Annotated in this window: 22 protein-coding genes; 10 read left to right on the top strand and 12 right to left on the bottom strand. The window is 59.3% G+C overall.

All coding sequences use genetic code 11. From position 1 onward, the window contains the following. Positions 1–347: 347 nt before the first annotated feature. Positions 348–1,214, bottom strand: coding sequence for a glycosyltransferase family 2 protein (locus tag GRI91_RS09280; RefSeq protein ID WP_160736354.1), 867 nt, complete (start codon positions 1,212–1,214; stop codon positions 348–350). A gap of 77 nt (positions 1,215–1,291) precedes the next feature. Here GRI91_RS09280 and GRI91_RS09275 point away from each other — a divergent pair, with 77 nt between their 5' ends. Then, positions 1,292–3,109 carry an ABCB family ABC transporter ATP-binding protein/permease gene (locus GRI91_RS09275; protein ID WP_160736353.1) on the top strand — a complete coding sequence of 606 codons (1,818 nt, stop codon included), beginning with the start codon at positions 1,292–1,294 and terminating at the stop codon, positions 3,107–3,109. Between the two features lie 180 nt (positions 3,110–3,289). Further along, positions 3,290–4,783: a SulP family inorganic anion transporter gene (locus GRI91_RS09270; protein ID WP_160736352.1), complete on the top strand. Its 1,494-nt coding sequence runs from the start codon at positions 3,290–3,292 to the stop codon at positions 4,781–4,783. A gap of 14 nt (positions 4,784–4,797) precedes the next feature. On the opposite strand, the gene GRI91_RS09265 is transcribed toward GRI91_RS09270, so the two are convergent. The 6 genes from GRI91_RS09265 to GRI91_RS09240 all read right to left on the bottom strand — a co-directional run bounded on the left by GRI91_RS09265 (position 4,798) and on the right by GRI91_RS09240 (position 9,038). Further along, positions 4,798–5,241, bottom strand: coding sequence for a hypothetical protein (locus tag GRI91_RS09265; protein WP_160736351.1), 444 nt, complete (start codon positions 5,239–5,241; stop codon positions 4,798–4,800). Next, on the bottom strand, positions 5,193–6,302 hold the full coding sequence (locus GRI91_RS09260; RefSeq protein ID WP_160736350.1) for a S41 family peptidase: 1,110 nt from the start codon (positions 6,300–6,302) through the stop codon (positions 5,193–5,195). The genes GRI91_RS09265 and GRI91_RS09260 overlap by 49 nt, the downstream gene beginning before the upstream one ends. Positions 6,303–6,361: 59 nt before the next feature. Continuing rightward, entirely contained in the window at positions 6,362–6,553 is a 192-nt protein-coding gene (locus tag GRI91_RS09255) for a DUF1737 domain-containing protein (RefSeq protein ID WP_160736349.1), read from the bottom strand. Positions 6,554–6,564: 11 nt separating this feature from the next. Continuing rightward, positions 6,565–7,869 (bottom strand): ATP-dependent protease ATPase subunit HslU, encoded by a 1,305-nt coding sequence (gene hslU / locus GRI91_RS09250; RefSeq protein ID WP_160736348.1) that lies wholly within the window; start codon positions 7,867–7,869, stop codon positions 6,565–6,567. 13 nt (positions 7,870–7,882) lie between these two features. Further along, positions 7,883–8,455: an ATP-dependent protease subunit HslV gene (gene hslV, locus GRI91_RS09245; RefSeq protein WP_160736347.1), complete on the bottom strand. Its 573-nt coding sequence runs from the start codon at positions 8,453–8,455 to the stop codon at positions 7,883–7,885. Between the two features lie 106 nt (positions 8,456–8,561). Then, entirely contained in the window at positions 8,562–9,038 is a 477-nt protein-coding gene (locus GRI91_RS09240; RefSeq protein ID WP_237437761.1) for an outer membrane protein assembly factor BamE, read from the bottom strand. 155 nt (positions 9,039–9,193) lie between these two features. On the opposite strand from GRI91_RS09240, the gene GRI91_RS09235 reads away from it, so the two are divergent. Beyond that, on the top strand, positions 9,194–9,712 hold the full coding sequence (locus tag GRI91_RS09235; RefSeq protein ID WP_160736346.1) for a ubiquinol-cytochrome C chaperone family protein: 519 nt from the start codon (positions 9,194–9,196) through the stop codon (positions 9,710–9,712). Continuing rightward, positions 9,709–10,248, top strand: a complete 540-nt coding sequence (locus GRI91_RS09230; protein ID WP_160736345.1) for a YceD family protein — start codon at positions 9,709–9,711, stop codon at positions 10,246–10,248. Before GRI91_RS09235 ends, GRI91_RS09230 begins: the two co-directional genes overlap by 4 nt. A 139-nt stretch (positions 10,249–10,387) precedes the next feature. Here GRI91_RS09230 and ssb read toward each other — a convergent pair whose 3' ends face one another. The 5 genes from ssb to GRI91_RS09205 all read right to left on the bottom strand — a co-directional run bounded on the left by ssb (position 10,388) and on the right by GRI91_RS09205 (position 14,396). Beyond that, the gene (ssb, locus tag GRI91_RS09225) at positions 10,388–10,921 is read right to left on the bottom strand and encodes a single-stranded DNA-binding protein (RefSeq protein WP_160736344.1); all 534 of its coding nucleotides are present in this window, start codon (positions 10,919–10,921) and stop codon (positions 10,388–10,390) included. 18 nt (positions 10,922–10,939) lie between these two features. Further along, entirely contained in the window at positions 10,940–12,790 is a 1,851-nt protein-coding gene (feoB, locus tag GRI91_RS09220) for a ferrous iron transporter B (protein WP_160736343.1), read from the bottom strand. After that, positions 12,787–13,029: a FeoA family protein gene (locus GRI91_RS09215; RefSeq protein WP_160736342.1), complete on the bottom strand. Its 243-nt coding sequence runs from the start codon at positions 13,027–13,029 to the stop codon at positions 12,787–12,789. The genes feoB and GRI91_RS09215 overlap by 4 nt, the downstream gene beginning before the upstream one ends. Positions 13,030–13,107: 78 nt before the next feature. Then, positions 13,108–13,761 carry a COQ9 family protein gene (locus tag GRI91_RS09210; protein ID WP_419866833.1) on the bottom strand — a complete coding sequence of 218 codons (654 nt, stop codon included), beginning with the start codon at positions 13,759–13,761 and terminating at the stop codon, positions 13,108–13,110. A 2-nt stretch (positions 13,762–13,763) separates the two neighbouring features. Further along, positions 13,764–14,396 carry an ankyrin repeat domain-containing protein gene (locus GRI91_RS09205; RefSeq protein WP_337190346.1) on the bottom strand — a complete coding sequence of 211 codons (633 nt, stop codon included), beginning with the start codon at positions 14,394–14,396 and terminating at the stop codon, positions 13,764–13,766. A 79-nt stretch (positions 14,397–14,475) separates the two neighbouring features. On the opposite strand from GRI91_RS09205, the gene GRI91_RS09200 reads away from it, so the two are divergent. From GRI91_RS09200 to GRI91_RS09175, 6 genes are all read left to right on the top strand, one after another. Next, positions 14,476–15,096: an SCO family protein gene (locus GRI91_RS09200; protein ID WP_160736340.1), complete on the top strand. Its 621-nt coding sequence runs from the start codon at positions 14,476–14,478 to the stop codon at positions 15,094–15,096. Continuing rightward, positions 15,084–15,554, top strand: a complete 471-nt coding sequence (locus GRI91_RS09195) for a YcgN family cysteine cluster protein (protein WP_160736339.1) — start codon at positions 15,084–15,086, stop codon at positions 15,552–15,554. Before GRI91_RS09200 ends, GRI91_RS09195 begins: the two co-directional genes overlap by 13 nt. Positions 15,555–15,586: 32 nt before the next feature. Beyond that, positions 15,587–16,276, top strand: a complete 690-nt coding sequence (locus tag GRI91_RS09190; protein WP_337190345.1) for a M48 family metallopeptidase — start codon at positions 15,587–15,589, stop codon at positions 16,274–16,276. A 72-nt stretch (positions 16,277–16,348) separates the two neighbouring features. Then, complete coding sequence (locus GRI91_RS09185; protein WP_160736338.1) at positions 16,349–16,825, top strand: hypothetical protein; 477 nt, start codon at positions 16,349–16,351, stop codon at positions 16,823–16,825. After that, the gene (gene ribD / locus GRI91_RS09180; RefSeq protein WP_160736337.1) at positions 16,779–17,798 is read left to right on the top strand and encodes a bifunctional diaminohydroxyphosphoribosylaminopyrimidine deaminase/5-amino-6-(5-phosphoribosylamino)uracil reductase RibD; all 1,020 of its coding nucleotides are present in this window, start codon (positions 16,779–16,781) and stop codon (positions 17,796–17,798) included. The genes GRI91_RS09185 and ribD overlap by 47 nt, the downstream gene beginning before the upstream one ends. Continuing rightward, complete coding sequence (locus tag GRI91_RS09175) at positions 17,783–18,400, top strand: riboflavin synthase (RefSeq protein WP_160736336.1); 618 nt, start codon at positions 17,783–17,785, stop codon at positions 18,398–18,400. The genes ribD and GRI91_RS09175 overlap by 16 nt, the downstream gene beginning before the upstream one ends. The last annotated feature ends 54 nt before the right edge of the window (positions 18,401–18,454 follow it).

The following is an 18,454-nucleotide window of genomic DNA, read 5'->3' as shown; positions in this document are numbered from 1 at the left end:
GTCCGTCTATTTGGGCGACCGTTAGAAGCTGGCGAAACCGCCGCGCCCCGTCCGGTGAGATGGCTTCTATGAGGATCGACTGATTCCGTCAAACGCTTTTTTGCAATTTTATTGCGCTTATCTTTAAGGCACTGATTAACAGTCTAAATTTCCGAAATTCTGCCGTGTTTTCGTGATCGCAGAACGCTTGGCGTGGGTCTGCCCGGATCCGTCCATACGCTGTGATCTGAGCGTTCCTGGCCACGTAAAGCACCAGAGAATCCTTCTAAGCCTTGGATATTAAGGGATATTTCGAAAAATGATGGGATTCTTTGATCCGTAGAATCACTGATTTGATTCTGCGCGAGTCAGTTGCGCGCCTTCCTAAGAGACATGCGCCGTAGGGTCTGACTATCGAACCACCACCATAGGAGATGTCTGCGCGGCCGCAGCCTTTGCATATTCTCGCTATAAAGGTTTGCCACCTTCGGCGGCAGACCGGACCCGCCACCTTTGGCCATCACTGCCGTGATCATCCGGTTCTGAAAATGCCGCAGGCTATAGTTTTGCATCCGGCGATATTGCAGCAGCAGTGATCCCGGCGTCACCTTGAGCGGCTCACAGAGAAAGCCTGCGTCTTCGCAAGGTATCACCCGCTCATCTCGCCACTGGCTCTCATTATGCAGATCCGTCTTGGCCAGTGCTCCGATCAGACTGTCATCGCCGATAAGATCATTCGGTAAGCGCACACCCTGCTCGCGCATCTTCTGCAGAAATGATCCCTGCAGCGCATAGCAATCACCAAACAGCCCCCGTTCAGCCCGGAGCTGCTGCGCATAGAGGGAAGCCTTGCGGCCATTGCGGGGGAAGGCCGATGCAGCATTGGCCTGCGGATGAGCCTTCAGACATTCATGAAGTGCCTGAATCGAGCCCGGCAGGATCTCGGCATCTCCATCCATAAAGACATAGCATTCTGCCGGTGGCGCTTCTTCGAGTGCGAACCGGTTCCAGCTACGCGCTTTCCCGCCCTGGGCATATTCATGCACCTCAAGATGCTCACCCCCCATCTCCCGTGCGATCGACGCTGTCTTATCGCTCGATCCGTTAACGACGAGATGAAAGGCAATCGCCGGATCATCCAGCGGCAGACTTTGCAGGCATGCGCGTATCCGGCGCTGTTCATTATGCGCGAGAATCGCGCAGACTATCGGCGGCTGGGAAGCGGTGTTGTCCATTGCCAAAAGCTATAAAGCATCTGGCCCACGAAACGAGAGCCATTGCCGTTCGCCTTTGCAATCGCCACTTGGCGGGCATGACGGGGCAACACAACACCACAAAATCGCATGAGCTTGAGCAGGCCGGTTGGAAAACCATTCGCCGCTTCCTCCCCTATCTATGGCCGGCGGGGCGGCCTGATCTGCGCTGGCGGATCGGTTTCGCCATTGTGTTCGTCATTCTGGCGAAGGCCGTCGTGCTGGCTTTGCCCTTTGCCTATTCCACCGCAGTGGACACGATGTCCGCCGATGGAAACCCTGCCCTATGGGTCGCGCTGGGACTGGTGATTGCCTATGGCGCGGGCCGTTTTGCCACCACGGCCTTCGACAATATACGCAACATAATATTTGAAAGGGTGGGCCAGGATGCCGTGCGGCATCTGACCGAAGACGTCTTTCATCGCCTGCACCGCCTCAGCCTGCGCTTCCATCTGGGCAGGCGTACGGGCGAGGTCACCAAGATCATCGAGCGCGGAACCAAGAGCATCGATACGATGATCTATTTCCTGCTGTTCAATATCATGCCGACGGCAGTGGAATTGATCGTGGTCGGGGTGATCTTTCAAACCAAATTCGGCTGGCCGATCGTCGCTGCGACGATGGCCACTGTTGTCGCCTATATATATGTCACCCGGCTGATCACCGAATGGCGCACCAAATTGCGCCACGAAATGAACGAGCTGGATGGCCGGGCCTTGTCACGCGCAGTGGATTCGCTGCTCAATTACGAAACGGTGAAATATTTCGGCGCCGAAGCACGGGAGGAGGAGCGCTATGCCTCCGCAGCCCGCGCCTATGCCAAGGCCGCCATCAAATCGGAGAATTCGCTCGGCGCGCTGAACATTGTGCAGGCGGTGATTACCAATCTGATGATGGGCGGCGCCATGGCCTATACGGTGTGGGGCTGGAGCACCGGACGGTTCAGTCCGGGTGATCTGGTCCTGATCAATACTTATCTGATGCAGCTGTTCCGCCCGCTCGATCTGCTGGGCTGGGTCTATCGCACCATCCGGCAGGGGCTCATCGACATGGCACAGATGTTCCGCCTGATTGATACCCCGGTTGAAGTCAGCGATGTACCGGGCGCGCCGGCGCTGGTGGTGCGCCGGCCGACCGTGGTGTTTGATAATGTGGTGTTTGGCTATGAAGACGACCGCAATATTCTCCACGGGCTGAGCCTGGAAGTGCCCGCTGGCGGACACGTCGCCATTGTCGGTCCTTCCGGTGCCGGCAAGTCGACCATCGGCCGGCTGTTGTTCCGCTTCTATGATCCGCAATCGGGCCGCATTCTGATCGATGGTCAGGATATCGCACAGGTCACGCAGGAAAGCCTGCGCAGCGCGATCGGCATCGTGCCGCAGGACAGCGTGCTGTTCAACGACACGATCGGCTACAATATTGGCTATGGCCGCGAACATGCCGATGCCGCCGCGATTGAGCAAGCCGCACGCGATGCCGCGATTCTTCCCTTCATTCAGTCGCTGCCCACCGGCTTCGATACGGAAGTAGGGGAACGTGGGCTGAAACTGTCGGGCGGAGAGAAGCAGCGGGTGGCAATTGCGCGGACCCTGCTGAAAGACCCGCCGATTCTGTTGCTGGATGAAGCGACCAGTGCACTCGACACACGGACAGAGCAGGAAATTACCGGCACATTGCGCCGCGTGTCTCAGGACCGAACGAGTATCGCCATCGCCCACCGGCTTTCCACTATTGCCGATGCGGACACGATTTTCGTGCTGGAGGCCGGACGATTGGCGGAAAGTGGCAGCCACACACAATTGCTGCGCCAGGGCGGTCTCTATGCGGAGATGTGGGCGCGGCAGGCGAATGAACGGCTGCAGAAGGTCGCAGAATAAGCTTTCAAATCAGACCAATCTGGTTCTCGTCGCGCTCTGAAACCAGGGCCGCGTAAGTGATGGCCGGGGTTGCATCATACGCTGGATTGAGGCAGGCGCGCGATAGCCGGAAGGCCTGATTCAACTTTTACGACAATCCGGCGCGGATCTGCTTCGCGCCCTGCAACACGGGATCGCTTTATGAGCTTCACCGGTTCGCTGCGCCGCGACTGGCTTGCAAACCCCCGGGCTGACATCCTTGCCGGGATCGTCGTTGCCCTCGCCCTCATCCCCGAAGCTATTGGCTTTTCCATCATTGCCGGGGTCGATCCCAGGGTGGGGCTTTATGCATCGGTCGTGATTTCGGTGATCATTTCGATCACCGGCGGGCGTCCGGGCATGATTTCCGCCGCAACCGCCGCCGTAGCCGTGGTGGTGGTACCGCTGGTGCGCGAATGGGGCGTGAATTACCTGTTTGCCGCGACCATCCTGATGGGCGTGTTTCAGCTGATTGCCGCCGCCCTGCGCCTCGACTTGCTGATGCAGTTCGTCTCGCGCTCCGTGATTACCGGCTTCGTCAATGCCCTCGCCATCCTGATCTTCATGGCGCAATTGCCGCAGCTGACCAATGTCGGGTGGGAAACCTATGCCATGGTCCTGGCCGGTCTGACGATGATCTATCTGCTGCCCCGTTTAACTACGGCGGTCCCGTCACCGCTGGTGGCGATCCTTGTGCTCAGCGCGATCTCGATTTCAATGGATCTGCCGGTGAATACGGTTGGTGATATGGGCAAATTGCCTGAAGGCCTGCCTTATCTGATCTGGCCGGATGTCCCGCTCACCTGGGAGACCCTGCGCATCATTGCCCCTTATTCGCTCACCATGGCGGCGGTCGGCTTGCTGGAATCTCTGCTGACCTCGCAAATCGTGGACGACATGACGCATACCGATTCCAACAAGCAGCGCGAAGCAGGTGGTCAGGGCATCGCCAATATCGGTGCAGCCTTTTTCGGCGGCATGGGCGGCTGCGCGATGATCGGTCAGTCGGTCATCAACGTGACCTCAGGCGGTCGCACGCGGCTATCCACCATGACGGCGGGCGTCACGCTGCTGATCCTGCTGGCTCTTCTTGGCCCATGGGTTGGACAAGTGCCGATGCCATCGCTGGTTGCGGTCATGATCATGGTGTCGATCGGGACATTCAGCTGGAATTCCATCCCCAACCTGCGGATCCATCCACTGACATCATCCTTCGTGATGATTGCCACCGTCGTTGTCGTGGTCGCCACGCATAATCTGGCGCTGGGCGTGTTGGTCGGGGTGCTGCTATCCGGTGTGTTCTTCGCCTATAAGGTCCGCAACATGTCTCATGTCGTGCGTGTGCGGGAGGCAGATCAGGCGCTCTATACAGTGACCGGTCAGATCTTCTTCGCTTCGGTTGATCGTTTCCAGCAGGCGCTGGGCCCGGAAAGCACGCAGCCAGACCCGGCGGACCATGTGGTGATCGACGTCACCCGCGCACATTTCTGGGACATCTCTGCCATCGAGGCGCTCGACAAGGTGGTGGAACGGATGCGCCGAAATGGCCGCAGCGTGCAGGTGCTCGGCCTGAATGAAGCCAGCGCCGATCTGGTCGATCGTTTTGCCAATACTGACAAGACCGGTGTGGAAATCGGTCTGGCGCCGCATCCCTAAGCGGCGCCAGACGGTTACATTCCTTTACCGAGGTCGCTTCTGATCGCGTCGAGATAGTCTTGCCGCGACCAGTCGAGGCCCTCCGGCTGAAGATCGGGTCGATAGAATTGGCCCGATTTTCGTTCTCGCCCGCGATAGACCTTCAAGGGAATAACCGCGACGCCGGGCCCCGCAGGCAAATCCACTGTCCGAACATCCATATAGGTTGAATCTGCCGAGGTGGGGGCACCGATCAACTTGGTGTTGTCGAACAAGGTAAAGTAATCCACCGCGTCGAGGCAGGCGCTGCCGCAGCCTCCCCAGGTCACCACATAAACAGGGGTCGTGAAATCGCTGTCCGCCGATTGGGGTGGCGGCGCCTCTGAAGCCTGCTCATCCTCCGCCTCGCGATAGAATGTCTGGCCCTGCTTCAGTGCGGATTCCATACCCGTGGCAATCTCGGCGACGTAACCCGCCACATCCTCATTGCCGATCCTGCGGTATTTCTCGACGATCTCTGCGACATGGGCGTATTACCCGGACTTGCCCGCCAATCGACGTGTGCCGAACTCCTGTCGCGGCTCGCCATGGCCGATTTGCCCCAGAGAATTTCGGCAAGGTCATGGCTCCAGACCGATGAACCACCATTGTTACGCCTCAGATCCAGAACAAGCGCGGTGGCGTGTTTCAATTCTTCGCGGCGCGCGGCGACCTCTGCATAGAGCTGCTTGAACTCGGCAACACCTGCATCATCAGGTTGAAAATCTTGCAAACCGATCCAGAAGATCCCCGGTGCGGCTTCGCGCAAGGCGGTGGGCGTCTTTTCGCCATAAATCAGACGCGAAGCAAAATCCTCTGCTTCTTCATCCAATGACTGCCAGGATAAAGGCAGCGTGACATTGTCCCCGCCACGCATCGCAAAAGTACATTCCGCCGGTTCGTCGCCCAGCTTTCCGCTCCGCGCAAAAAATAGCTGAGAGGGGCGCACATACCACTGGCCCTCTTCGGAGGCGCGGAAATAGCGGGTCAGCAAAGTGTCCTGCAGAAATTGAACGATCGGCTCACCATTGCACGCGGTGATCCGGGCACGGTTCAGCGGCTCCGCACTATCTTGCGTGCGGGCATACAGCGCACCATCACGCCACAAGGCGACGAAGCCCGGCCAGGCAGCTTCGCTTTTTTGCTGATTGGTCGGGTCATAGACCACCGCATGGCCATCTTGAAGCTGCGCAGAAAATGCGGCCAGTGCGCGGCGGTAATCCAGCTCACTTTGGGCAGTTTCGGCAATTGCCAGCCCGGCGCTGCGCGCTTCGGCCAGCTGAGCGGGGAAGCCGGGATTTTCCAGATCATAGGGCCCGGGGTGATTGCGCAGATATTGATCGTAGGCGGCAAGGATATCCTGCCTTGCCGCTTGCGACCAATCCATTGGCGCAGCCTCCATAGGCTCAGCAGCGGGAGGCTCCGCCCGCAATGGTGCGGATAACAGAAGGGGCAGCGCAAGCGCCGCCCCTGAAATCTGAATTGCAGAAAGTTTTCGCATATCCGTCTTCCTTCTGAAGACGATCTACCCTGCTTTCGCGACAATTTTCAACGGCGGCCTTAACCAATAAAGCCTTTCCACTTCACCGCCTGGGCGACGATCACGGTTTCACCGTTGAAAGTGAGTGCTGGCGAACCATGCAGTTCCCAGCCCTGCTCCAGCGCATCCGAAACCCGGCGGCAGAATTTGTCGTCATCCGGCCCGGTCAGACAGCGATAGATGGGCTTTCCATCAGGCGGTGTGGTGCTCATGAACTATCTCCTCACAGAACATATTTGGACAGATCAGTGTCCTCGGCGAGATCGGCGAGACGTTCCCGCACATAGGCCGCATCCACGGCTATCGTTTCGCCTGTGCGCTCTTCTGCTTCAAAGCTGATATCTTCCAGCAGCTTTTCCATCACCGTCTGCAGACGGCGGGCACCGATATTCTCGACACTTTCATTTACCTGCGCCGCAATCCGCGCAATTTCGGCAATCGCTTCATCGGCAAAGTCCAGTGTCACCTGCTCGGTGCCGATCAGCGCGCGATATTGCGACACCAGATTTGCCCGCGTGTCGGTCAGGATTGAGACGAAGTCCGCTTCGGTCAGAGCCTGTAATTCGACCCGGATCGGCAGGCGGCCCTGCAATTCGGGCAGCATGTCCGAGGGCTTGGAAATGTGGAACGCGCCGCTGGCAATGAAAAGCACATGATCGGTCTTCATCGGACCATATTTGGTCGAAACCGTGGTGCCTTCGATCAGTGGCAACAGATCGCGCTGCACCCCTTCGCGGCTGACCGTGCCGCCGCGTTGATCACTAACGGCGATCTTGTCGATCTCATCCAGAAAGACGATGCCGTTTGTCTCGGCATTTTGCAGAGCGACCCGGGCGACATCGTCCTGATCCAGCCGCTTCTCCGATTCCTCATCGACCAGCTTGTCCCAGGCTTCAGGTACTTTCAGCTTGCGGCGCTTGAGATTTTGTCCGCCGCCAAAGGCCTTGCCCATCATGTCGGACAGATTGATCATCCCGACATTGCCGCCCATTCCGGGAATTTCCATCGGCATTGCGGGGCTGTCTTCAACCTCGATTTCGACCTCTGTGTCATTCATCGCATTCTGGATGATGCGCTGGCGGAAGCTTTCGCGGGTCGCCTCTGACGCGCCTTCACCGACAAGGGCATTGAGCAGCCGGTCCATCGCGGCCTGCGATGCGGCTTCGCGCACCGCTTCACGCCGGCGGTCCTTTTCCAGACGGATTGCTTCTTCAGCCAGATCACGCGCGATCTGTTCCACATCGCGGCCGACATAACCGACTTCGGTGAACTTGGTCGCTTCGATCTTCACGAAAGGCGCTTCGGCCAGCTTCGCCAGACGGCGGCTGATCTCGGTCTTGCCGCAGCCGGTGGGGCCGATCATCAGAATGTTCTTGGGCGTCACCTCATCGCGCAATTCCTGCGGCAATCGCTGACGGCGCCAGCGATTGCGCAAAGCCACTGCGACCGCGCGCTTGGCGTCCTTCTGGCCGATAATATGTTCATCCAGCGCGGCGACGATCGCCTTCGGCGTAAGATTTTCTTGCATAAATATCCGGAAATCAGAGGGTTTCGACCGTCACGCGGCCATTGGTAAAGACGCAGATGTCCGCGGCCACTTCCATGGCCTTACGCGCGATCATTTCGGCATCTTCTTCATAGGCGTCTATCGCCCGCGCAGCGGCCAGCGCATAATTGCCGCCGGAGCCGATTGCCGTAATGCCGCCTTCGGGTTCCAGCACATCGCCATTGCCGGTGAGCACCAGCAGGCTGTCCTTATCGGCCACGATCATCAATGCTTCGAGATTGCGGAGATATTTGTCGGTTCGCCAATCCTTGGCCATCTCCACCGCAGCGCGCAGCAATTGGCCCGAATGCTGTTCCAGCTTGCGCTCCAGCCTTTCAAACAGGGTGAAGGCATCGGCTGTCGCACCGGCGAAACCGCCAATAACATCATTTTTGGTGGAACCGCCGGTTTTCAGCCGGCGAACCTTGCGGGCATTGGGCTTCATCACCGTGTTGCCCATCGAAACCTGACCATCACCCGCGATGACGGTCTTTCCGTTCTTGCGTACGCCGATAATGGTGGTGCCGTGCCACTGTGTCAGGCCGTGGCTCGCTCTACTGTCATCCATGGCGGGCATATGGGGGGCGGCCCATAGGGTTCAAGCGATTCGCTGCCCTTCGCCCGCGGGAAACCAGAAAATGCGGTCAAATTCCGGGAAATGCGCCCGATTGCGCTTACATGCCGCCGCCTGGCCCTCCGGCTCCGCCGCCAGCACCCATCGCGCCGACCTGCCCGATATTGCCGAACAGATCTTCCAGAAAACTGCGTTCGCGGCCCAATGTCGGCGTCTCATCACTTTCGGGATTGATACGTACGACCTGAGCCATTCCGCTTTCGTCAGCCGAAATGACGTTGCCCTGCGCATCGAAAGCCACCGCCAGCACGCGCTGCTGCGCGATTCTAGGCGTGGTAAAAGGCGCCTGTTCCGTGCGGCTGGAAACATAATACCACACCGGATTGCCAAACTCGCTGGTGAAGGTGGGCCGGCCCAGCGTCTGTTCAACGGACAGCTGGTTATCAAGGCCCGGCTGGACCGACTGGACCAGCGCCTCATCCATCACATAACCGCGATGATTCTCGATCGAGCTGCACCCCGTCACCAGAATGCCCAGCGTCAGTATCGCACCGATCTGCCCGAGTTTCGCCATCATCAACCTTCCAACTGGATGCCAAGGTCAAAGCGTTTCATTTGCCTTGTGCATCGTCAAATCCTATCGCAGCACGCTTTAGGGGCAAGCACCGCGCTTCGCAATGGCGGTTGCCCCGCTGGCATTTAATCGCCGCTGAACGGCCACGGATAATATACATGTCATTCTTTTCCCGCCTCTTCCACCGCAAGCCCAGCGCAAGAGAGGAATTGCGGCCCCTATGGCACCGGATCGTCGAAATATCGCGCGAACCGGACTGGTACCGCGACAAAGGCGCCGCAGATACGCTGCCGGGCCGCTTCGACATGATCACCGCGATTCTGAGCCTGACACTGCTGCGGATGGAGACCGAGGAGGAACTGACCCCCGCCTCTGTGTATCTCACGGAATTGTTCGTCGATGATATGGACGGTCAATTGCGTGAACAGGGCGTGGGCGATGTGGTGGTCGGCAAACATGTTGGCCGGTTAATGTCGGTGCTGGGCGGGCGGCTGGGCGCCTATCGCAGCGGGCTCGCGGCATCCGAATTTGCCGAGTGGACCTCCGCCATTGAACGCAATGTAACCTTGCGCGATGGCGTATCCGCCACCAGCATGGCTGAAGGACTGAGAGAATTTTACGACCAATTGCTGGCAACCGACAAAACGGCTTTGCTGGCGGGACGGATTGAACGATGAGCGAAAACACCCCCGAATTACCGCCGGTGCAACCACCCGAAATGCCGCGCCCGATTGACCGGCGAAGTCTGGAAGACCGCGTCTATGAAATAGAGGCGAGTGCTGAGGAAGCTGCCGCACTGGCTCGCCGATTTGCGCTGGTGGCTGTGAAATCCTTATCCGCCCGGATCGAGCTGGAACCTGATGGTGATGCGATTCACGCCGAGGGGCGGCTGATCGCCCGTATCGTGCAGAGTTGCGCCATTTCGGGCGATGATTTGCCGGTGGAAATTGACGTTCCGGTAAGCTTCCGCTTCGCGCCTGAGCGCGCCATCGATGCGGATGAAATTGAGCTGGAGGAGGATGAATGCGACGAAATCCCCTTCACCGGCCACTTCTTCGATCTGGGAGAAGCCGTGTCGCAGAGCCTGGCGCTGTCTATCGATCCCTATGCTAGCGGCCCGAATGCAGAAGAGGTTCGTAAAAAAGCAGGGCTCATGGATGAAAGCGCCAGCGGCCCCTTCGCCGCGCTGGCCGCCCTAAAAACAGACAACTGAAAGCCGACACCTGAAAACTGGGCTCTCAAAACTGCGGGCCGCCCAGCCCGCCTTCAACGCGCGCAAAACAAAAGCCCGGCGAATCACGTGATTCGCCGGGCTTTTTGTTCGGTATCGACCGGAGCGATCTCCGCTGCGGTCAAAATGGAATATCGTCATCCAGATCGTCACCGAAGCCGCCCGCTGCGCCCGCACCGGCACCGGCACCGCCGGAACCACCGCCTTGATTCCAGCCGCCGCCCTGACCACCGCCGGAGCTGCCACCCTGGTTCCAGCCGCCACCTTGGCCACCACCACCTGAGCCGCCGCCCTGCGCGCCGCCGGGACCATCAAGCATGGTCAGCGTGCCATTGAAACCGCGCAGCACCACTTCGGTGGAATAACGGTCATTGCCCTGCTGATCCTGCCATTTGCGAGTCTGCAGCTGGCCTTCGATGTAAACTTTCGACCCTTTGCGCAGGAAACGCTCGGCCACATTGACCAGACCTTCGGAGAAGATCGCCACAGTGTGCCATTCGGTGCGTTCCTGACGCTCTCCGGAATTACGATCCTTCCATTGTTCGGACGTCGCAATCCGCAGATTGCAGACCTTTCCGCCATTCTGGAAGCTGCGGACTTCCGGGTCCGCGCCGAGGTTGCCGATCAATATGACCTTGTTGACGCTGCCCGCCATGATGTTTCTTTCCCTTAGCTAGAGGCCGAGCCCAAGCGCGACCCAATAGGTGATTCCAGCGAAGATGTAGGCGAGTGCGAACAGATAGAGCAACATGAAGATCGGCCATTTCCACCCATTCGTTTCGCGGCGGGCCACGGCGATGGTCGAAAGACACTGCGGCGCGAAGACAAACCACGCCAGGAATGACAGCGCCATCGGCAGGCTCCAGCGCGCCCCAAGCTGATCCGTCAACGCGGCAGCGGCCGCATCTTCATTGTCATTATCCACTGCATAGGTCGTGGCGAGAGAGGCAACGGCGACTTCGCGCGCCGCCAGTGCCGGGATCAGCGACAATGCCATATCCCGGTTAAAGCCGATGGGCTCAACCAGTACCGTCACGCCATTGGCAATCTGACCAGCGATGGAGGCATCAACCTGACTCTCACCCGGCTGCGCTTTTGGAAAGCTGAGGAGGAGCCACAGAACCACGGTGACGGTAAAGATTATCGTACCCGCGCGGCGCAGGAAGATGAAAGCACGCTGCCACAATCCAATCAGCAGATCGCGCAGAATCGGCAGCTGATAACGCGGCAATTCCATAATGAAGCCGCTCGCTGCGCCGGCTGTTACCGTCCTGCGCAAGATAAGCGCCACCACAATCGCGCCGACAATTCCGGCGACATACAGCGCGAACAGCACCAGTCCTTGCAACCCGAAGCCCGGCCCGACACTGCGGTCTGGAATGAAGGCCGCGATAATGATGGCATAGACCGGCAGACGCGCCGAACATGTCATCAAGGGGGCAATCAGGATGGTCGTCAGGCGGTCCTTCGGGTCGGCAATGCTGCGGGTCGCCATGATGCCCGGAATGGCGCAGGCAAAACTGGACAAGAGCGGAATGAAGCTGCGCCCTGACAGGCCCACCATCGCCATCAGCCGGTCCATGATAAAGGCCGCGCGGGCCATATAGCCGCTTTGCTCCATCACCAGGATGAAGGCGAACAGGATCACGATCTGGGGCAGAAAAACCACCACCGAACCGACACCGGCCAGCACACCTTGCGTCAGAAAATCACGCAGAATCGATTCGGGCAGGCTGGCATTGGTCCAGTCGATCAACATGCCCACGCCGCTATCCAGCGCATCGGCAAATGGCGTCGCCCAGGCAAACACTGCCTGAAAAATCACGAACAGCAGGCCGAACAGGATCGGCGGCCCTATCCAGGGGTGCAGCAACACCTTGTCGAGACTGGTATGCAGCCGGTGTTCCGTACTCTGTGACAGGATCACGCCCTTGGCGATATTCCTGGCCGCAAGCCGCCGTTCCGTGGCGGTAACATGGGTCTGCGGGGCGACTTCTTCATTGTCAGCACGCTTTTCCGCTGAAGCCAACGCGCCGATCAGTTCATCGATTCCCTTTCGGCGGACCGCCACCGTGGGAATGACCGGCACGCCCAGCGCTTCTGACAGAGCAGCCGGATCGAGGATCAATCCATCCCGCTCAGCCAGATCAAGCATGTTAAGCGCGACGATGGTCGGGAGGCCGAGTGCAATAATCTCCTGCGCAAATACCAGATGCTGATCCAGATTGGCCGCATCCAGCACCAGAATAAACACTTCAGGCTGCGCTTCCCCGGGAAATTCACCCAGCACGACCTTGCGCGTGACTTCTTCGTCAGGGCTGGCGGAATCGAGGCTGTAACTGCCGGGCAGATCGATCAGCTCCAGCGGCTCGCCCGAGGGCAGAACCATGCGGCCGGCCTTACGCTCAACCGTAACGCCCGGATAATTAGCGATTTTTTGACGCGCGCCAGTGAGCACATTGAACAAGGCGCTCTTCCCGGCATTGGGGTTGCCGACCAGCGCAGCGGTTCTCAGCCGGCTCATGCCAGTTCCTCCACCTGCATCGCGAGCGCATGCGCCCGGCGCAGCGCGATGGTCATACGGCCAACAGTCAGGGCAATGGGATCTTTACCGGCGAAAACGCCGCGATGGGCGACGGTCACTTCCGCGCCTTCCTCAATCCCCAGCGCGCGCAGTCGCTTACCTTCGTCCGCCGCCAGAAGAGACCAGTCAACCGCGGTAATTCGGGCGCGGCTACGAGGGGAGAGAGCATCGAGTGTCATGAAAGCTCGCCTGCCAGATGCACTGGTTAATTGCAACTGCTTCGCAATATGTGGTGATTTTAATCTTGTGGCCGGGCGTCAAGTGGTGGGATAGCGCAGCCGCCCGAGGAAGCGGGAAATGCTAAACCCATCGCGATTGCGCAGCAGCTGACCTTTGAACTTCTCAAACCGCATCACACCTTCGATCCGGCGATCAAGAAACGCCCGTGTCTCGCGCTTATCCTCGCTCTCATCGCTGATGAAAACGCTCAAGGTCGCGCCATAAATCGCCGCCAGCGTGGCGCGCTTGGTATAGTGGTTGTAATCGGTGGCATTATCGCCTGCCAGACGCCACATGACATCAGCGCTGGACCAGCCCAGCTTCATGGCCCGGTTCACATTTTGCGGCATGGCCTGAATGGCCAGAGCGCGGCGCAAGGCTTCCTCCAGCCCTTCGACCGCATCCAGACGAAACTGGACCAGTGCACGGATCCGTTCGCGTATGGGCATGGTCTGCAATATGTCTGCCGACAATTCCCGCTTCATCCGGTCATCAACCGATGCCACCCATGCAGCGATCATATCCATCGCGCCGCCGGGAAAGGCGAGATCCAGCACGGCCGGATCGACGCCGCTTCGCTGCGCTACAGAGGTCAGCGCCTCTTTACCCCAGCCGTCAAACACCGCCGCCTTGGCGATCTGCGGCGCGAGTTCCAGACGCAATTCGTCGAGCGTGTAATCCTGCATATCCATCCTCAAAAGGAAGGCCCGTATGTCTGCGCGCCTTCGCGTTCGTCAGCGGGTTTCGCGCTGCGTTCAATTTCGCGCATCGTCGCGCTGTTGGGGCCTTGCAACTTGGCGTAATCCATCGCCGAGCGCCCCGAATTATCGGCGCGGTCCGGATTGGCGCCAGCCTCCAGCAATGCCCGCATCATCGCCGTATCGCGGCTGTGGACGGCAGAAATCAGCGGCGTCTCCCCGGCGGAATTAGGGGTATCCACCCGCGCGCCCGCTTCAACCAATGCGGCAACACCATCGGTAAAGCCAAGCTGAGTCGCCAAAATCAGCGGGGTCACGCCATTCTTGTCTGCGATATTCGGATTTGCGCCCTTCGCAGTCAGAAAGCGGATCCAGGTCAGATCGCGGCGTTCGGTGACGATATGCAGGGCAGATTGCCCGGTTGTCACATCACGCGAATTGGCGAGGGTCGAGCCCGGCTCATCCAGCATCTGGGTGACGGTTTCACCGTCCTTTTTCTTCACCGCTTCGAGAAACTTGTACCCTTCTGAAAACATTTGCGCCTGCGCGGGCACAGAGCCAAGCATCATCGCCGCAGCGATCAGCCCGGTAAAAACAGCAATCAGACGGGAAAGCCCGGGTAGGGACACGCGATATCTCCTTTCGATCGGTGACGAATATGGATTCACATCCTATATTCGACCCTTGCCGCAACACCGTTAGCAGACCATGAACCGCCACGCTATGATCAAGACCTTATTCAAATCGCTTGCCGCAGCCTGCCTCGCGGCCACTCTCACCGCTTGCAGCGCCGCTTCTGATCAGGCGGCTGCGCAGGATCCGCCCCTTGAAGGCGCGCGAATCGGCGGGCCGTTCACGCTGACCGACAAGGACGGAAATGAGGTTAAGTGGTCCGATTTCGATGGGAAATATCGCATGGTCTATTTCGGCTATGCCTATTGCCCCGATGTCTGCCCGCTGGATGTCCAGCGCATGATGCAAGGCTATAAGGGCTTTGCCAAAAGCCATCCCGATCTGGCCAAACAAGTGCAGCCGATCTTCATCACGATTGATCCTGAGCGCGATACGCCGGCGGTTGTGGGTGAATTTGCCGCTGCATTTTCTGACGATCTGCTCGGCCTCACCGGGACGGCGGAGCAAGTCAAGAAAGCCGCCGACGCTTTCTCCGTTTATTATCAGAAGGGGGAGGTTCGTGACGATGGCAGCTATCTTATGGATCACAGTCGCGGAGCCTATCTGATGGGCCGCGAGGGCGAACCAATTGCCTTGCTGCCGGTAGATCAGGGCGGCCCGCAAGTGGCCGAGGAACTGGAAAAGTGGGTTCATTGAGAGAGCGTTTCTGGGAGCTTCCACTCAAACAGCTCGATTCCGAAGAATGGGAAGCACTGTGCGATGGCTGCGGCCGGTGCTGCCTGCACAAGCTGGAGGATGAGGATAGCGGCGCGATTGCGGAAACCAATGTAGCGTGCAAATTGCTCGATACCCGCACCGCGCGCTGTTCCGATTACCGCAACCGCAAAAGCTTCGTACCGGATTGTATGCGGCTGACGCTGAAATTGGTGGATGAGGTCACATGGCTTCCCGCCAGCTGCGCCTATCGCCGCCGCGCAGAAGGCGATCCCCTGCCCGAATGGCATTATCTGCTGACCGGAAGTACCCGCGCCATGGAAGCGGCGGGAGTCAGCGTCGCTGGCCGTGTCATCAGCGAAACCGATGCCGGGCCGCTCGAACAGCATTTGGTCGATTGGGGCTTCGGAGAGCGGGAAGAGGATGAGGACGACTGGTGAGAGGCTGGCTCAGCTCTCGGCAAAAGGAACCTGTGACCTTGCATCTGGCGGGCCGTGATCTGCCGCTGATGATCCGCCGCCACCCGCGTGCCAAACAGCTGACCTTGCGCCTCGCCCCGGATGGAACCGAGATTCGTCTCACGATCCCACGCTGGGGCAGCACAAGCGATGCGGTGGATTTTGCACGAAGCCGCGCGGAGTGGCTCGAACGTCAGTTGCACCGCATTCCCCCAGCCTCACCGCCGATCCCCGGTGGAACGCTCCATTTTCGCGGGAGGCCGCTACGGATAGACTGGGCACCCGATCATCCGCGTATCATCGCACTCAGTGACAAGGCGCTGCGTCTTGGCGGTACCAGGGAAGCATTGACCGGACGGCTGCAACGCTGGCTGGAAAAACAGGCCCTGACGTTGCTGCAACAGGATCTGTCCGATTATTGCGAGGCCGCCGGACTGGACACACCGGATCTGCGCTTGAGTAAAGCCCAGCGTCGCTGGGGAAGCTGCGCCGCCGATGGCACGATCCGCATTAACTGGCGGCTGGTGCAAGCCCCTGATCATGTGCGCAGATCGGTCGTTGCCCATGAAGTCGCGCATCTGGTTCACTTCGATCATTCCGCCGATTTCCATGCGCTGCTGGCGGAAATCTACGGGAACGGCTTGGATGTGGCCGAGCAATGGCTGAAATCGAGCGGTCGCACACTCTACACCCAATTTGGGTGAGAGAAGCGCACAAAGCAGCGTATCGCGGATGAGCACTGGTGAAATGGTATCAAGCGCTCTAAGTAAGGCGCCATGAGCTTCTGGCGCAAAATATCACCAAAGCGTGCGGTTCAAGATTTCAGCAGTGAATGGAACCGGCCCAACCCCTATCGCTGGCGCGTGGCCGCGGTATCTCTGGCTGCGACCTTTGCGCTGCTTGCCGTCTTCATCCCCGAAAGCCAACGCGTTGAACCGGCCAAGCCGAAAGTGACCTATATCACCAGCTGGCGCGCTGACCGGACGGATGAGGAAATCATCGCGTCCAATATCGCCAATCAGATCCGCCAGGACAAATTGCAGGAATTGCGCGAAGCCAAAGAGGAGCGGCGCAAGGAACTCTATCGCGAACTTGGCCGAGCGACCTTCCTCGACGTGGACGCGATGGAAGCGGAAATCAAAGCGGAACAGGCCGCCAAGGAGGACCGGGACGCGGCTGACGCTGACCCGGCGCCGCAGGCAAGTGATGCTGCCAGCGAAGCTTCTGAAACGACCGAGAGCGGTGATCAGTAAAGACGACAGGCGCTGGCTGACCATCGCCGCCACATTGGCGGAGCGAGGCAGGCCTTCGAGTGCCCCCAACCCCGCCGTTGGCGCGGTGCTGGTGAAAGATGCCATCGTCATTGGCCGCGGATGGACTCAGGCGGGAGGACGCCCCCATGCCGAGGCGATGGCTTTTGCACAGACCGGTCAATCGGCTCGCGGTGCCACGCTCTATGTCACGCTGGAACCTTGCGCCCATCACAGTGAAAGAGGCCCGGCATGTGCCGATCTGGCCGCTGAGGCCGGGATAAAGCGCCTGGTTGTTGGGGTAACAGATCCCGATCCACGTACCGCCGGTAGCGGAATGGAACGGCTCCGAGCTGCCGGTGTCGAGATTGCCCTCGCCAATGATCCGGCCTGCGGCATGAGTCTGGCCGGTTATCTGTGCCGTACGCGCTACGGCCGCCCTCACATAACGCTCAAACTCGCCATGTCGCTCGATGGTGCGATAGCGACCGCCAGCGGCCAGAGCCAATGGATCACCGGTGATCTGGCCCGGGCACACACCCACCGCGAACGTGCGCGCGCAGACGCTATTCTGGTTGGCGGGGCGACATTACGCAGCGACACACCGCAGCTGAATGTGCGCCTGCCCGGGCTTGAAGATCATTCACCCGAGCGCTGGGTTCTTTCGAGCCATCCGACACCCGATGGCTGGCATCAGCTCCCTGCTGTTGAAGAGCTCGGGCGAATGGCCCCGCACCAATATCTCTTCGTTGAAGGGGGCAGTTCAGCAGCCGCTTCTTTCCTGAGGGCGGATCTGGTGGACCGATTGCTGATTTACCGCGCGCCGATCCTGATTGGCGGCGGCAAATCGGCCATTGCCGATTACGGGCTGGACGATCTTGCCTCGGCCCATAACATCTGGTCACTCTCTGCCAGACGGCAGCTTGGCAGGGACACGCTCGAAGTATATGACCGCACGCCATGTTCACCGGAATAATTACCGCCACTGGCACTATCACTCATGCTGACCAGCGCGGCGATCTGCGTATTGTCATTTCCTGCCCGTTCGACCCGGCGATGATCGTCATTGGCGCCTCCATCGCCTGTTCGGGCGTGTGCCTGACCGTTGTCGAACGCGGCGGCAGCGCCGGAGACGCCTGGTTCGCGGTGGATGTCTCCGCCGAAACACTCTCCTGCACGGCGCCGGGCATGTGGGACAAAGGCAGTACGATCAATCTAGAGCCTTCGCTTAAGATCGGAGATGAACTCGGCGGCCATATCGTCAGCGGCCATGTCGATGCTGTGGGAACCCTCATCAGCAGGGAAACGGAGGGGGATTCCACGCGGCTAGTCATTCAAGCTCCCGCCGACCTTGCCCCCTTCATCGCGCCCAAGGGCTCGATCACCGTTGACGGCATATCCCTGACGGTCAATTCGGTGGAGGATCAGGCCGATCGCTCGGTGCTGTTTGGGCTAAACATCATTCCGCATACGGCTGAGGTAACGACTCTGGGATCATTGGTAGTCAATGATCCGGTCAATCTGGAGATTGATACGGTCGCACGCTATCTTCAGCGGATGCAGAGCCTGCGCAGCTGATCACCCGGCTGCAGCGCGGCTTATTGCAAAAAGGATTTAGGCCGCTCCCCCGAA

This window comes from Altericroceibacterium endophyticum (genome assembly GCF_009827595.1).
GTDB lineage: Bacteria > Pseudomonadota > Alphaproteobacteria > Sphingomonadales > Sphingomonadaceae > Altericroceibacterium > Altericroceibacterium endophyticum.
This window is presented reverse-complemented; position numbering and strand designations above follow the sequence as displayed.

Coding starts and splice junctions, on each gene's coding strand:
- GRI91_RS09280 (WP_160736354.1), bottom strand. CDS start 1,214: ATGGACAACACCGCTTCCCAGCCGCCGATAGTCTGCGCGATTCTCGCG.
- GRI91_RS09275 (WP_160736353.1), top strand. CDS start 1,292: ATGACGGGGCAACACAACACCACAAAATCGCATGAGCTTGAGCAGGCC.
- GRI91_RS09270 (WP_160736352.1), top strand. CDS start 3,290: ATGAGCTTCACCGGTTCGCTGCGCCGCGACTGGCTTGCAAACCCCCGG.
- GRI91_RS09260 (WP_160736350.1), bottom strand. CDS start 6,302: ATGCGAAAACTTTCTGCAATTCAGATTTCAGGGGCGGCGCTTGCGCTG.
- GRI91_RS09255 (WP_160736349.1), bottom strand. CDS start 6,553: ATGAGCACCACACCGCCTGATGGAAAGCCCATCTATCGCTGTCTGACC.
- hslU (WP_160736348.1), bottom strand. CDS start 7,869: ATGCAAGAAAATCTTACGCCGAAGGCGATCGTCGCCGCGCTGGATGAA.
- hslV (WP_160736347.1), bottom strand. CDS start 8,455: ATGGATGACAGTAGAGCGAGCCACGGCCTGACACAGTGGCACGGCACC.
- GRI91_RS09240 (WP_237437761.1), bottom strand. CDS start 9,038: ATGATGGCGAAACTCGGGCAGATCGGTGCGATACTGACGCTGGGCATT.
- GRI91_RS09235 (WP_160736346.1), top strand. CDS start 9,194: ATGTCATTCTTTTCCCGCCTCTTCCACCGCAAGCCCAGCGCAAGAGAG.
- GRI91_RS09230 (WP_160736345.1), top strand. CDS start 9,709: ATGAGCGAAAACACCCCCGAATTACCGCCGGTGCAACCACCCGAAATG.
- ssb (WP_160736344.1), bottom strand. CDS start 10,921: ATGGCGGGCAGCGTCAACAAGGTCATATTGATCGGCAACCTCGGCGCG.
- feoB (WP_160736343.1), bottom strand. CDS start 12,790: ATGAGCCGGCTGAGAACCGCTGCGCTGGTCGGCAACCCCAATGCCGGG.
- GRI91_RS09215 (WP_160736342.1), bottom strand. CDS start 13,029: ATGACACTCGATGCTCTCTCCCCTCGTAGCCGCGCCCGAATTACCGCG.
- GRI91_RS09210 (WP_419866833.1), bottom strand. CDS start 13,761: ATGGATATGCAGGATTACACGCTCGACGAATTGCGTCTGGAACTCGCG.
- GRI91_RS09200 (WP_160736340.1), top strand. CDS start 14,476: ATGAACCGCCACGCTATGATCAAGACCTTATTCAAATCGCTTGCCGCA.
- GRI91_RS09185 (WP_160736338.1), top strand. CDS start 16,349: ATGAGCTTCTGGCGCAAAATATCACCAAAGCGTGCGGTTCAAGATTTC.
- ribD (WP_160736337.1), top strand. CDS start 16,779: ATGCTGCCAGCGAAGCTTCTGAAACGACCGAGAGCGGTGATCAGTAAA.
- GRI91_RS09175 (WP_160736336.1), top strand. CDS start 17,783: ATGTTCACCGGAATAATTACCGCCACTGGCACTATCACTCATGCTGAC.